We start from the raw sequence: 14352 nt of genomic DNA on the forward strand, positions 1-14352 counted from the left end.
TTGAAACAGTAGCTGTTATCAATCGAATTAATAAAGAGGATCAGGCCCCGCTGTGCGGGGCCTGTGGCTTATTGACGCAGCAGGAACTTGAGGTCGCTGGGCGCATCGATCGACAGTTTTTGCACGGTTTTACCGAGCAGGCCGGTTTTGGGGTCGCGTTCGACCACCACGATTTCATTGCTTTTCTGGTTCGCGATCAACAGGAACTTGCCGCTCGGGTCCAGGCTGAACTCGCGCGGGTGGTCGCCTTCCACGGAACGGCGCTGCAGTTCCTTGAGGTGTGCGGTGTCCGGGTCAATGCTGAACACCAGCAACTGATTGGCCGTGCCGCGATTGCTCACATACAGGAACTTGCCATCGCTTGATGCGTGCAACGCCGCGCCGGCCTTGTTGGACAGCGGTTGCCCGGCAGCGAAGTCCACCAGTTGGGTTTGCTTGAGCTGGCCGTCGTGGTAATCGAACACCGCGACCTGGGCGCTCATCTCGGTGGTCAGCCACGCGTGTTTACCGTCGGCGCTGAACAGCAAATGACGCGGGCCGCTGCCCGGTGGCAGTGGCACCGACGCCGGGTTGGCCGGGGTCAGGGGCCGTTCCGGGTTGGCCTTGGGGTCGTAGTGGTAGGCAAACACCTTGTCCGCGCCGAGGTCCTGCACAAACACGTACTTGCCATCCGGCGACGGCACCACCGAATGCACATGGTTGGACGCCTGGCGCTCCGGGTTGACCCGGCTCGCCGGATGCCCGCTCAACTGCACCGGCGCCGACAGCTTGCCTTGGGCGTCCAGCGGCAGAATCGCCAGGCTGCCGCCCGGGTCTTCGAGCACCGAGTAGTTGGCGACGAACAGGTAGCGGCCATCGGCGGCCACGCTGGAATGCGTCGGCTCGCTGCCCAGGCTTTGTACCTGGTTGATCAGCGTGAGCTGATGGTTCTGCGGGTCGATGCGGTAGCTGCTGACGCGACCGACCGCGTCCTGTTGGCCGGGGCCGTTTTCATTCACCACAAACAGATGCTGCTGGTCCTTGGAGACCGTCAGCCAGGACGGGTTGGCCGCTTTCGCCGCCAATACCGGCTTGCCTTGGAACTGCCCGGTGCGGCTGTCGAATTGCAGGCGATAGATCCCTTCGCTGCTGCCGGCGGTGTAGCTGCCGACCAACAGTTCATAGGTGTCGGCCGGTGCCGCCTGCACCGACATCGCCCCGACACTGCCCGCGATCAACAAGGGCCAGAACTTACGCATCATAATCCGCTTCATCCTCATCATGGTTATTGCCGGTGAAGGCGTTCACGCAGGACAGGCGGTGCTCGCCCACATCACCGGTGAGGGTCCAGCTGTTCGAGGTTTCATCGAAGACCGCCGCCTGCAGCTGTTCCAGGCTGAAACTCCAGCGTTTTTGCGCACGGCCATCCATGGCGATGATCAGCAGCTGTTCGTCCTCCAGTGTGAACTCGAAGGCGTGCAGCCCGTCGATTTCAAGCATGTCGCTGGTGGCAAGGACGGCCGTCAAAGTAGTAGTCATCACAGTCTTTCGTCAGGTTCAAAGGGCTAATCATAGGCCACTTTGTCGCCAGGGCCTAAAACCATAACCGGCTACCGCATCCAAGCCACACCGCGGATTACCGTGCAAGGGCACGTCTTTATTCAACGTAAAGGAATACCCATGCCAGACCGCAATCCCCCCCTCGCCGCCCACCCGCTCCGGGAAGCGGTTCAAGCCCAGTTTCTCAAGCGCCCGACCCTGCGCTCAGTCACCGCGCAAATGCTGGCGCGAAACCTGGCGGAAAAATACCCGCCGCTGACGCAACCCGTCGCCGACCTGCGCCTGGCCGTGCCCCGTGACGGTGGCGGGCGGGCGTTGCTGCCATTGCTGGAGGTCGCGCTGAGCCATCTCGCCGACGGCAGCTTTCCCGATGTGTCGGCGCGCCAAGGCCTGGATAGCTACTTGAGCGATACCAGCGGCGCGCGGCTCAGTTATCCGGCCAATGGCACCCACGCCTATGCTCTTGACGTCATCGAAGCCATCATTCGCGAACTGCCGTCGCTGCTGTTCATCGGCTTCCAAGACGCCTTGGCCGCCTATTGGGGCGAAGACAGCGACGCTGGCGGCAGCCGCTGGAAATGGCTGGCCAACGTGCTGCAAGGCGCGCTGCTCGACTCTGCCGCACGCCACGCCCAACCGCTGAACATCCTCAATACGCTGGCACGCTACCCCGACCGCACAACCCGCGCACGCCGCCCGGCCCCCGACAACACGATTCATGCCTATACGCTGCAAGCCCACCTGACGCACGCAGGCAGCCTGCTCACATTGCAAGCGAGCGACCTGCTGGTGGTGTGCCGCGAACAGGTGTTGCTGTGCCGTCTATCCGGCGAAATCGAGGCCTATCGGGACCTGGACACCTTCGGCCAAGCCTGGGCCGACCGCCTGCAACAGCGCTTCAGTGCCGACAGCATCACCTGGCAGCAGTACGAACCCGACGGCAATATTTTCGAGGTCCAGGCCGCGCTGATCCTCAACCAGCAATTGGAGGACCTGGCCGCCCTTCAACTCCCGGCCAACACCACGGTGCAGGCCCTGGAACAACGGTTTGCCGCGATCACCCAACCGGCGCGGGATTTCTCCAGCGCCAGCGGTACAGCGCTGGCTACGCTGGCATCCATCCAGGCCGCCCTGCCCGACTGGCTGCAACGCGCCAGCGCCGCCGACCGCCTGGCCTACCGCGAATGCCTGCTTGAACAGGCCGCGATCAAGCGCCAGACCCTCGGCGACTCAGATTTCGATGCCCTGGAAACCCTGCGCAGCTACGCCACCGAACACTTGAACCACCAGTTGTGCCTGGATCGCGCCGTCGCCCTGGGCAGCCAGCGCACCTGCAACGACGCGGCACGCGCCGCCGGCTACCGGGCCGATGAGTTGACCCTGACCTTTCATGTCGCGGTGGGCAGCCTTGCAGGCGGTTACATCGAGCCGGTCTCCATGAGCCTGGTGGACCTGGCGTTGAAGAACCTGTCGGGAAGCCCCAAAGGGCGCATGACCCTCAGCCATCGCACCGGCCGTGCGCTCGAAGCGTGGTTGACGCCCGCCTACGTGCTGCAACTGGTCCAGCGTGTGGACATCGGCAGCAACTACCCCGCCTACCTGCGTCGGGAGTTGATGAGCGACACGGAGGTGGCACGCAAACGCCAGCGCCTGTTCGCGCAACAGCGGCCCGTTCACCTGAAAACCCAGGCGTTGGAGCACGCGATCAGAGGCGAAGCGGGCCTGACCGCACGCGGCGCCCGCTGCGTGCGGGCGCTGCTCGCCGCCAACCCGCTGGCGCGCCGGGTCGATGGCGACGAAATCGTGATCCGCCCCCTGGCCTTTCTGCGCACGCCTGCGGCCACGGCGGATGTGGTGCAAAACATGTTCATCATCGAACCCCTCGACACCCGCCGAGGCCCGCACCTGCTGTACCGTCCGGCCTATCGCGATTCGCTGCTCGAATTCGCCAGCCGCGAGCAGCTGTTGGCGGCTATCGTGCAACCCGGTGCGCTACAGGAAAGCGTGCTGACCTGGCTCGCCGACCCGGCCAGGGCGATCTACAGCAACGGCGGGTTCAGCCAGCCGCACATCATACGCATCGGCATCGGCTCGGAGTTCGACCGGCTGCCCGAGGTGCCCAAACCCGCCGAACTGGCGGCGGCCGGCGATGCGAGCAGCGATGAAATCCTGCAAGCGCTCAGCCACGGCAGCCTGATGGACTATCTGTTCGGCTGCGAAACCCGCCAGTTGCTGGACCAGGCCGAGCGCGAGTCGACCTCGAACACACAAAGCCGCTGGGCGTTGATCCTCGAAGGCATGCAATTGGGCTTCAACACCTTGTTGATGGCCGTGCGCGGCCCCCTGGCGACGATCGGCTGGCTGATCCAGGCGACACAAAGCCTGACCCAGGACCTGCCGGCGCTGGAGAGCCCTGACCCCAGGGCGAAGGAGTTGGCGTGGGTCGACCTGCTGCTCAACATCGGCATGCTGCTGGTGCATCAAGGCCCCCTCAGCGCGCACACCGCCAGCCCTGCGCTCGACGAACAGCCCGCAACGCGCGCGCCCGGCCAGATCACCCGGCAGGCGGCGGTGGTCGAACGCGGCGTCATCGGCCTGCCCAGCGAACCACCCGGCGGCGGCCGCACCCTGTTGGACTTCGACCACTCATTGGCCGGCGACACGGCCGCGGCCGCGCTGCTGGAGAAACTGCGCGCCGTCAACGTGCCGTGGCCCGTGCCGGCTCCCGCGCCGATCGACATCGGGCCTCACCAAGGGTTGTACCGCATCGACGGCCTGTGGCATGCCTCGGTGGCGGGTCTGCTATTCCGGGTCAGCATTGTCCCGGGCTTCGGCGACGTGTTCATCATTCACCCACAAAAACCCGAGCATCCCGGGATTCAACTGAGGACCGACGGCAACGGTCATTGGACGCTGGACCGCGGGCTCAAACTGCTGGGTGGCGGCCCCAAACGTATGGCCGCCTTGCGCGAAGAAAACCTGCGCCGTAAAAAAGAAGTGATCGCCCGCGTGCAGGTGCTCAGCGAAGACATGCAGCACCTGATGGCGCCCTTCCAGGCCGCCGCGACGCAGATATCACCGGCCCTGGATACCTTGGTGAAACAACGTAAGACCGTGCAATTGGTGTGGAACCTCCTGCAAAAAGCCAGCGACCAACAAAGGCCTGCCCTGGAAGCACGGCATCAGCGCGAAACCCTCAAACATCAGCAATTGCGCACCGAGTTCAAGATTCTGCTGGAGAACCTGGAACTGCTGTTTGCCCAATCGCTGACCCCGCGCCTGGAAATGGTCAAATTGGGTGTGGAGCTGGAAAAGGTCGGCGGCGCCGGCATCCATGTGCATGATCGCGCCCAGATTCTCAAGACGATTTGGGATCAACAACTGTTTATCCATGAGCTGCTGTTGGGCCGGTTGAACGCCGTGCGTTTTTCCAGCGCCGGCGAACCCATGGCGCGGATGGCGCGCCGCATGTTCGTAAACAACTTGCTGGGCGACACAGCGGTCTACGACGAATACGTGCGCAACGCCATCGAGTCGGCGGACATTCGCCAGCACATGGCCGACGTCTCCACCGCCATGGAAACCACCCTGGAACAGCTGGAAAGCGATTCGCTGGCCGGGCGCACGATACGCCAGGCGCTGCTGGCACAGATCGAATACCCGCAGAATTTTTTCCCCGACAACCTGCGGCTCAACGCCCTCGACTACCTGGCCGTCACCAGCGTGGAGATGACCGACATACGCCTGCCGCCGCAGGAAGAACTGTACGTCAAACGCCTGGAGCAAACCGACCTGAGCGAGGCGTTGCTGTCTCACGTCGAAGTGCGCAGCAGCACCGAATACACCCTGGTCGAACAACGGGATGTGTACGAGAGCGTGCTGAAAAAGTACCGCCGTTATGAAGAGGCAATCCGCGTACTCAAGGCGCTCAACCCGAGCCGCCTGCGCCCGCAGGCCGAACGTCTGCTGGCGGGCCTCGAATACGCCCAGGCGCTGGCGAACAGTGAGCTGGAAGCGGTGGTGCGCAAGCAGGAAGCGTTGGAGGTGGTGCTGCCGCTGTCGAAAACCCTGCGCGCCAAGGCGCCGACAAAGCGCGTGTTCAAGACCCGCAAAAAAGAGTATTTGATCGGCGAACTCAAGCCGGCCGATGCGCAGCACCCCGAGGAACGCTTCACCCTCACCGATACGCTGACCGGTGAAGCCGTTGCCTCCTTCAACAAGCATGCGGACGGCTGGGCGACCACCGCCGAGCAGCCCTCCCCAGCCCCCATGCCGGCGCCGCGAGGCCGCACACTGGCGACCCTCAAAGGCCTGGCCCAGGACCTGATCGAACAGCGTAGCGGCATTGAGCGTGTCATTGCCAGCGACCAGCAAAAGCTCGATTCACCCCTCACACGCCAACAGGTCAACCCTGGCGACTGGGATGAGCTGCTCAGCGGGCACGCGAACAAACTCACGGCGCTGGCCGCGGAAATCCAGCGCGACCACCTCGACAAACCCTCGGCCCAGGACCTGATCGATGAGTACCAGGCCCAGGCCCGCGACATGCTGCGCCTGGCGGAACGGGTGTGCAGCGAAGGCTACAAGCGTCAGTGGCCGACCCAGGAAAGCCTCGACTACCTGTGGCAGCACCAGCAGATCGATATCAACCTGACCAGCCTGGCCGACCCGCAACGGCCAACCCTCAGTGGCGACTTCTTCACCGAATACGCGGTGTACGACAAAGCGCAAAAACCGCCGACGGTGCTGTGGTATGCCCACTTCCATTACGCCAGCGCCGACGCCCCGCCCGCGCACTATACCCGCGCCCATCTGAAACTGGCGGAGCAGCGCAAATACACGCAGAAGGATTTGCTCAAGCAACACGTCCAGGCCAGCTTGCGCAACCCCCAGGAGCCGGGCGCCGAGCCGATCAGGCGGATTGTCTACGTATTGATCACGCCGCCGGTGGATCAGCTGTTCCTGGCGATCGCGCCCACACCGCGCGCAAGCCGATAAGCGCGGCGTGACGTTGTCGGTGGGGGCGCAACCGCCCCCACCGCTGCACTCAGTGGGCGAACAGCGAATTGCCTTTCTGCCCGGCCAACTTCTCCGGTTTGATCAGGAACCTTGCCAGCGCCGGCAGCAGCCACAGCGCACCGAACATGTTCCACAGCAGCATGAAGGTCAGCATCAGGCCCATGTCGGCCTGGAACTTGATCGCCGAGAAGATCCAGGTACACACGCCTATCGCCAGGCACAACCCGGTAAACAGCACGGCCTTACCCGTGGACTTGAGCGTCTGGTAATACGCCTCTTGCAGCGGCAAACCGGCGCGCAGGTAACTTTCCAGACGGCTGTAGATGTAAATGCCATAGTCCACGCCGATCCCCACGCCCAGCGCCACCACCGGCAAGGTCGCGACCTTGACGCCAATGCCCATGAACGCCATCAGCGCGTTGCCCAGCACCGACGTCAGTACCAGCGGCAGCACGATGCACAGGGTCGCCGCCCAGGAGCGGAAGGTGATCATGCACATGGTCGCCACGCACAGGTACACCAGGGCCAGGATGGTCAGCTCCGACGCCTTGATCACCTCGTTGGTGGCCGCCTCGATCCCGGCGTTACCGGCGGCGAGGATGAATTCCAGGCCGTCCTTGTTGTTTTCCTTGGCGAAGTCCTGCACCGCATGCACGGCGCGGTCGAGGGTTTCGGCCTTGTGGTCGTTGAGGAACACCAGCACCGGCGCCAGGGAGCAGTTGTTGTTGTACAGGCCATCGGCGCGGGCGATGGAGTTGTTCAGCACGTCCGGGTTGCGCGACAGGGTTTCCCATTTCAGGTTGCCCTCGTTCATGCCCTTGATCATCTGCTTGGACACGGTCACCAGCGAGATCGCCGACTGCACGCCCTCGGTGTTCTGCATCTTCCACATCAACTGGTCGATGGGCGCCATGGCTTCATAACGCGAACAGCCTTCGGCCTTGGTCTTGACCATCACCACCAGCACGTCGGAACTGGTGGAGTAATTGCTGATGATGAAATTGTTGTCCTTGTTGTAGCGCGAATCCGGACGCAGCTCCGGCGCGCCTTGATCCAAGTCGCCGATCTTGAGGTTCTGGCTGTACCAGAGGCCGCCGCCAAACGCGACCAGCGCCAGGGCCACGGAAATCGGCGCGACTTTCGGGTTGGCGAAATTCGACAGCAGGCGCCAGAACGGGTGTTCGCGATTCGCGTCTTTCTTGCTCCTGGCGACGGCGCGCTTGCTGATACCGGCATAGGAAATCGCCACCGGCAGCAGGATCAGGTTGGTAAACACGATCACCGCCACGCCGATGGACGCGCCGATGGCCAGTTCCCGGATCACGCCGATGTCGATGATCAACAGCGTAATGAAACCCACGGCATCCGCCAGAATCGCGATCATCCCCGGCAGGAACAGTTGCCGGAAGGTACGCCGTGCGGCCGTCAGCGCGTTGTCTGCGTCGCTCGATTGCAGGGCGATACCGTTGATCTTCTGCACGCCGTGGGAAATACCGATGGCAAAGATCAGGAACGGCACCAGCATCGAATACGGGTCGAGCCCGAAGCCGAAGAAGTGCATCAAGCCGAGTTGCCAGACCACCGCCACCAACGTGGTGCTCAACACCGCGACGGTGCTGCGCAGGCAGTTGGTGAACCACAGCAACAGCACCAGGGTGATGACGAAGGCAATGCCGAAGAACAGCACGACCATCACCAGCCCGTCGATCAGGTCACCGACCTTCTTGGCGAAACCGACGATGTGGATCTTGACGTTGGGGTTCTGCGCTTCGAATTTGGTGCGGATCTTGTCTTCCAGTTCATGGGAGAACTGCCGATAGTCCAGCGCCAGCAACTTGCCCTGGTCCTGCGGGTCCGGGTAGGACTCCAGCAGCGGAATGTCGACGATGCTCGACTTGAAGTCGTTGGACACCAGCCGCCCAACCTGGCCGGACTTGAGCACGTTGTTGCGCAGTTGATCGAGGCTTTGCGGCGAACCGTTGTAGCTCTGCGGGATCACTTCACCGCCGGCAAAACCTTCTTCGGTCACTTCGGTCCAGCGCACGCTGGGGCTCCACAGCGACTTGAGGCCCGAGCGGTCGACGCCGGAGATATAGAACACCTCGTCGTTGATCTGGCGCAGGGTCTCCATGTAGTCCTTGGTGAAGATGTCACCGTCCTTGGCCTCCACCGAAATACGCACGGTGTTGCCCAGGTTGGCCAGGTCGTTGCGGTGCTCCATCATCTTTTCGATGAAGGGGTGCTTGAGCGGGATCATCTTTTCGAAGCTGGTGGACGGGCGAATCAACGTCGCCTGCCAGAACAGGAAAATGCTCACCAGCAGGCAGATGACGATCACTGCCGGGCGGTTGTTGAAGATCAGGCGCTCAAGAAAGGTCGCTTTATCGTTGTGATGACTGCTCATTCTTTCCCCGCCTTCTTATTGTTTTGTGGGTTCGGCGCCGGTTGGCGTAGCTACACGAACACCACCCTGCCCGACCAGAACCAAGTTGCCATTGCCCGCCGCCGTCACCGCCGAGAGTGAAATACGGTCCGGGCGATTGAACACGCTGAAGGTCTGGCCGTCGTCATGGCTGACCACCACGCTGCCGCCGTTACCGACCACCACCAGCGCGCCGTCAGCGAGCAAGGTCGCCCCGGACAAGCCGAACTCCAGGGCGCCGCGCGCCGCCTTCAGTTCGACCTGCGCCCAGGTGCTGCCGAAATCCGTGGAGCGGTAGAGGTTGCCGCGCAAGCCGTAGGCCAACAGGGTGTGCGGCTGGGCGGTGGCGATCACGCCGAACAGCGAGCCATTGTACGGGCCTTCGAGTTTTTCCCAGGTCTGGCCGTCGTCGCTGGAGCGGAACATGCTGCCCTGCTCGCCGACGATAAACAGGCCGGCGTCCTTGATAGAGGCGATGGCGTTGAGGTGGAACTGGTCTTCGTTGTCGAGGCGGTCGCTGACGTCCTCCCAGGTTTTACCGCCGTCGGTGGTTTCGATCAGCGCCCCATAGGCGCCGACGGCGAGGCCGTGGTGGGCGTCGTTGAACCACACGTCGAGCAACGGCGCTTCGCGCTTGAGGTCCTGGTATTGCTGGGTCCAGGTGGCGCCGCCGTCGGTGCTGGCCAGGATCTGCGCATCGTGGCCGACGGCCCAACCTTGCTGGTCATCGACAAAAAACACCGCCGTGAGCAACTGGCGGGTGGGGACTTTGGCTTGGGTCCAGGTGCTGCCCTGGTCATCGGAATAGAGGATGTGCCCGCGATCACCGACCGCCACCAGACGTGAGCCTGCGTGGACTACGTCGATCATCAGGCCTTTGGCGGCCTTGGGGGATTCAATCGCCAACACCGGCTGTAAGGGGGTATCGCTGGCTGCCAGCACGAGTGCCGGCAACGCGGCACCTGCAAACAGCGAGAGCGCTGTGGCCAGCAACGCAACCCTGCGTGCGGCACGTGGGCGGCAAACAACCCAACCCATGACAGGCTCACTCATAGACCTTTCTCCCATTTATTATTGTTAGGTCGTCTTACCTTCCCGGGCTCTGAAACCTGCAATCTAGAGCGCCTGGAGGAAGCAGGGGCCATCCTATCGGGGTTTCGAATCGTCTGACAATCGACGCTACGTTATCTTTTGTTAACTGGCGGCTTTTGGCCATGCGCTGAATGTAGCCCCATCAACCGCAATGATGCGGGCGCAGGAATGAATTATTTTTTCCATATCTTGAATTATTTGAATTTATATTCCATTAATAGCCTCCCTGAAAACAATAATCCAAAGGACCACGGCGATGCGCGAACTCGGAATCGGCCTGATCGGCACTGGCTTCATGGGCCGTGCCCATGCCTTGGCGTTCAATAACGCCCGCACGGTATTTGAACTGCCGGTCAGCCTCAAACTGGCCGCCCTGGCCGATGCCGACACCGAACGCGCCCAGCGCTGCGCCAACGCCTGGGGGTTTGCCCAGGCTCATGGCGACTGGCACGCACTGGTCAACGACCCCACGGTCGATGTGGTGGCGATCACCACGCCGAACCATTTGCACTACCCCATGGCCATGGCCGCGATGGCTGCGGGCAAGGCGGTGTACTGCGAAAAACCCCTGGCCGTCAGCCTCGAGCAGGCCGACGCGATGCGCCGTGCGGCCAGTGCGGCGGGCGTGGTGACGCGTGTCGGCTACAACTACCAGCACAACCCGATGATCGGGTGGGCAAAGCAGATCATCGCCAACGGTGAATTGGGCGACATCATCAGTTTCCAGGGCGAGTTCAGCGAAGACTTCATGGCCGACCCGACCTCACCCTGGTCGTGGCGCTGCGAAGTGGAACATGCCGGTGGCGCCCTGGCGGACCTGGGCAGCCACTTGCTGTCGATGGCACGCTATCTGGTGGGCGATGTGGTCAGCGTGTGTGCCGATACACAGACCGTGCATGCCCTGCGCCCCGCCGTCAAAGGCGGCGACACACTCAAATCCATCGCCGTGGATGACCAGGTGCACGCCCTGCTGCGTTTCGCCAACGGCGCGCGCGGCACAGTGAGCAGCAGTTGGCTCAAGCACGGCTACAAGAACCACCTGGCGTTTGAGATCAGCGGGACGCAAGGCTCGTTGGCCTTCGATCAGGAGCGCTTGAATGAACTGCGCCTGTGCCGCAAGGGCCAGGACGGTTTCCAACGCTTGCTGGCCGGCCCCGCCCTGCCCGGCTACGCGGCGTTCAGCCCGGCCGCCGGTCATCAGTTGGGCTACAACGAATTGAAAACGCTGGAAGTGCAGGAGTTGATCATGGCCGTGACCGGCCAGGGCGCGGACGGCAGCGACTTTGAAGCGGCGTGGGCGGTCGAGCGCCTGGCGGCGGCGATTCGGGTGGCGGCTCGGGAACAACGCTGGGTCAATGTGAACTCGGTCTGAAATGTGGGAGGGGGCTTGCCCCCGATGGCGGTGGGTCAGTCATGCATGTATTGACTGACACACTGCTATCGGGGGCAAGCCCCCTCCCACATTTTAATCACCAGCGCCTTTAGATTAGCGCAAGGCTCTTCGCAGCACCTTGCCCACCGTGGTCTTGGGCAGCTCTGTGCTGCGAAACTCCACAAACTTGGGCACCTTGTACCCCATCAGGTATTCCCGGCAATAGGCGTTGATCATGGCCGTGACCGGCCAGGGCGCGGACGGCAGCGACTTTGAAGCGGCGTGGGCGGTCGAGCGGCTGGCGACGGCGATTCGGGTGGCGGCTCGAGAACAACGCTGGGTCAATGTGAACTCGGTCTGAAATGTGGGAGGGGGCTTGCCCCCGATGGCGGTGGGTCAGTCATGCATGTATTGACTGACACACTGCTATCGGGGGCAAGCCCCCTCCCACATTTTAATCACCAGCGCCTTTAGATTAGCGCAAGGCTCTTCGCAGCCGTGGTCTTGGGCAGCTCTGTGCTGCGAAACTCCACAAACTTGGGCACCTTGTACCCCGTCAGGTATTCCCGGCAATAGGAGTTGATCATGGCCGTGACCGGCCAGGGCGCGGACGGCAGCGACTTTGAAGCGGCGTGGGCGGTCGAGCGCCTGGCGACGGCGATTCGGGTGGCGGCTCGGGAACAACGCTGGGTCAATGTGAACTCGGTCTGAAATGTGGGAGGGGGCTTGCCCCCGATGGCGGTGGGTCAGTCAGGCATGTATTGACTGACACACTGCTATCGGGGGCAAGCCCCCTCCCACATTTTGATCATCGACACCTTCGAATTAGCGCAGCGCGCAGCGCGCGGCACAGCACCTTGCCCACCATGGTCTTGGGCAGCTCTGTGCTGCGAAACTCCACAAACTTGGGCACCTTGTACCCCATCAGGTATTCCCGGCAATAGGCGTTGATCATGGCCGTGACCGGCCAGGGCGCGGACGGCAGCGACTTTGAAGCGGCGTGGGCGGTCGAGCGGCTGGCGGCGGCGATTCGGGTGGCGGCTCGAGAACAACGCTGGGTCAATGTGAACTCGGTCTGAAATGTGGGAGGGGGCTTGCCCCCGATGGCGGTGGGTCAGTCATGCATGTATTGACTGACACACTGCTATCGGGGGCAAGCCCCCTCCCACATTTTAATCACCAGCGCCTTTAGATTAGCGCAAGGCTCTTCGCAGCACCTTGCCCACTGTGGTCTTGGGCAGCTCTGTGCTGCGAAACTCAACAAACTTGGGCACCTTGTACCCCGTCAGGTATTCCCGGCAATGGGCGAGGAGCTGCTCCTGGGTCAGGTTCGGGTCCTTGCGCACCACGATGATCTTCACCCGCTCGCCGGTCACGCCATCTTCCACGCCGATCGCCGCCACTTCAGCGACGCCGGGGTGCAGCGCCACCACGTCTTCGATTTCATTGGGGTACACGTTGAAGCCCGAGACCAGGATCAGGTCCTTCTTGCGGTCGACCAGGCGGATATAGCCGCGCGCATCCATCACCCCGATATCACCGGTCGACAGCCAGCCCTCGGCATCCAGCACTTCGGCGGTTTCCTTGGGCCGCTTCCAGTAGCCCTGCATCACCTGCGGGCCGCGCACTTGCAGTTCGCCCTGCTCGCCAGGCGCGGCCAACTGGCCGTCTTCACGCATGAAACGCACCCAGGTCGATGGCAACGGCACGCCGATGCTGCCGGTGAATTCCATCTCGCGCATGCGTGAAATATCGATGGGGCTGATGCTCACCACCGGCGAGCATTCGGTCAGCCCGTAGCCTTCGATGATCGGCAGCCCGGTGACTGCCTTCCAGCGCTTGGCCACCGCCGTGTGCGTGGCCATGCCGCCGGCGATCACCATGCGCAGGGCGGAAAAGTCCCGCGCGCAGAACTCCTGGTTCTCCAGCAGGCCGTTAAACAGCGTGTTGACCCCGGCAATCCCGTTGAAGCGCTCCTTGCGCAGGATCATCTGCACGCGTTTCACGTCCCGCGGGTTGGCGATCAGGATGTTGCGCCCGCCCAGGCACATGAACATCAGGCAGTTCACCGTCAGGGAAAAGATGTGATACAGCGGCAGCAAGGTGACGTTGGTTTCCTGCTGATCCTGGTCCAATTGGTTGCCGACCCAGGCCTTGGCTTGCAGCAGGTTGGCGATGATGTTGCGATGGCTGAGCATCACGCCCTTGGCGTCACCCGTGGTGCCGCCGGTGTATTGCAGGAAGGCCAGGTCGTCGAGGTGCATGTCCACCGGAAAATGGTTCAGTGCCCGTCCTTGTTTCAGCGCCTGATTGAACCGCACCGACCCGCGCAGGTTGAACCTGGGCACCTGCTTCTGCACGCGGCGCAGGATGAAGTTCATCGCCGCGCCCTTGAAGGTGCCGAGCAAGTCGCCGATGGCCGCCACCACCACGCGCTTGACGCTGCTGCCGGGGATGACTTTTTCCAGGGTGTGCGCGAAGTTCTCGAAGATCACCACGGTCTCGGCGCCGCTGTCCTTGAGCAAATGCTTGAGCTCATGGGCGGTGTACAGCGGGTTGACGTTGACCACCACCGCGCCAGCCAGGATCGTCCCCAGCAGGCAGATCGGGTACTGCAAGCAGTTGGGCATCATCAGCGCCACACGGTCGCCGGTCTTCACGCCCTGGCCTTGCAGCCAGGCGGCAAACGCGACGCCTTGTACCTGCCAGTCGGCGTAGGTCATTTCAGTGCCAATGCTGACGTAGGCCACCCGTTCGCGGAATTTTTCCAGGTGCTCCAGGAACACCTCGCGCAGCGACGGGTAGTCCTCGATACCGGCATCGATGTCCGCCGGGACGCCGGGCAGGTAAGCGTTCAACCAGACCCGTTCGGTGTGTTCCAGGCTGATAGCGTTCATGGCAGTCTCCT

General features: G+C 62.6%; 9 protein-coding genes and 3 pseudogenes. 5 read left to right on the top strand and 7 right to left on the bottom strand.

Translation table 11 applies throughout. The features are described 5' to 3' along the window. Positions 1–68: 68 nt before the first annotated feature. Positions 69–1244: a lactonase family protein gene (locus J2Y83_RS15090; RefSeq protein ID WP_307513320.1), complete on the bottom strand. Its 1176-nt coding sequence runs from the start codon at positions 1242–1244 to the stop codon at positions 69–71. Next, a complete protein-coding gene (locus J2Y83_RS15095) occupies positions 1231–1518 on the bottom strand; it encodes a DUF5629 family protein (protein ID WP_253396358.1) in 288 nt (95 codons plus the stop codon). The genes J2Y83_RS15090 and J2Y83_RS15095 overlap by 14 nt, the downstream gene beginning before the upstream one ends. Positions 1519–1659: 141 nt before the next feature. On the opposite strand from J2Y83_RS15095, the gene J2Y83_RS15100 reads away from it, so the two are divergent. Further along, a complete protein-coding gene (locus J2Y83_RS15100; RefSeq protein ID WP_253396360.1) occupies positions 1660–6537 on the top strand; it encodes a dermonecrotic toxin domain-containing protein in 4878 nt (1625 codons plus the stop codon). Between the two features lie 49 nt (positions 6538–6586). Here J2Y83_RS15100 and J2Y83_RS15105 read toward each other — a convergent pair whose 3' ends face one another. Both J2Y83_RS15105 and J2Y83_RS15110 read right to left on the bottom strand, forming a co-directional pair. Next, positions 6587–8962, bottom strand: coding sequence for an efflux RND transporter permease subunit (locus J2Y83_RS15105; protein ID WP_253396362.1), 2376 nt, complete (start codon positions 8960–8962; stop codon positions 6587–6589). Positions 8963–8977: 15 nt separating this feature from the next. Continuing rightward, positions 8978–10018 (bottom strand): WD40/YVTN/BNR-like repeat-containing protein, encoded by a 1041-nt coding sequence (locus J2Y83_RS15110; protein WP_253400398.1) that lies wholly within the window; start codon positions 10016–10018, stop codon positions 8978–8980. A gap of 310 nt (positions 10019–10328) precedes the next feature. Between J2Y83_RS15110 and J2Y83_RS15115 the strand changes: the two genes are divergently transcribed. After that, positions 10329–11444: a Gfo/Idh/MocA family protein gene (locus J2Y83_RS15115; RefSeq protein ID WP_253396364.1), complete on the top strand. Its 1116-nt coding sequence runs from the start codon at positions 10329–10331 to the stop codon at positions 11442–11444. 114 nt (positions 11445–11558) lie between these two features. Here J2Y83_RS15115 and J2Y83_RS29595 read toward each other — a convergent pair whose 3' ends face one another. After that, positions 11559–11681, bottom strand: coding sequence for a hypothetical protein (locus J2Y83_RS29595; protein WP_301295013.1), 123 nt, complete (start codon positions 11679–11681; stop codon positions 11559–11561). Here J2Y83_RS29595 and J2Y83_RS15120 point away from each other — a divergent pair. Together J2Y83_RS15120 and J2Y83_RS15125 are read left to right on the top strand one after the other, a co-directional pair. Further along, a pseudogene (locus J2Y83_RS15120) lies at positions 11674–11805 on the top strand (gfo/Idh/MocA family oxidoreductase); the annotation flags it as partial. The gene J2Y83_RS29595 and the pseudogene J2Y83_RS15120 sit on opposite strands and share 8 nt — an antisense overlap. Before the next feature lie 215 nt (positions 11806–12020). Continuing rightward, positions 12021–12155: pseudogene (locus J2Y83_RS15125) on the top strand (gfo/Idh/MocA family oxidoreductase); the annotation flags it as partial. Positions 12156–12252: 97 nt separating this feature from the next. Here the strand turns inward: J2Y83_RS15125 and J2Y83_RS15130 are convergent. Continuing rightward, the gene (locus tag J2Y83_RS15130; RefSeq protein WP_253396366.1) at positions 12253–12399 is read right to left on the bottom strand and encodes a hypothetical protein; all 147 of its coding nucleotides are present in this window, start codon (positions 12397–12399) and stop codon (positions 12253–12255) included. Between J2Y83_RS15130 and J2Y83_RS15135 the strand changes: the two are divergent. Further along, a pseudogene (locus tag J2Y83_RS15135) lies at positions 12392–12523 on the top strand (gfo/Idh/MocA family oxidoreductase); the annotation flags it as partial. The gene J2Y83_RS15130 and the pseudogene J2Y83_RS15135 sit on opposite strands and share 8 nt — an antisense overlap. Before the next feature lie 114 nt (positions 12524–12637). On the opposite strand, the gene J2Y83_RS15140 reads toward J2Y83_RS15135, so the two are convergent. Beyond that, positions 12638–14341, bottom strand: a complete 1704-nt coding sequence (locus J2Y83_RS15140) for an AMP-binding protein (RefSeq protein ID WP_253396368.1) — start codon at positions 14339–14341, stop codon at positions 12638–12640. Positions 14342–14352 lie beyond the last annotated feature (11 nt).

It is taken from the genome of Pseudomonas marginalis, assembly GCF_024169655.1.
Taxonomy (GTDB): Bacteria; Pseudomonadota; Gammaproteobacteria; order Pseudomonadales; family Pseudomonadaceae; genus Aquipseudomonas; species Aquipseudomonas paraveronii.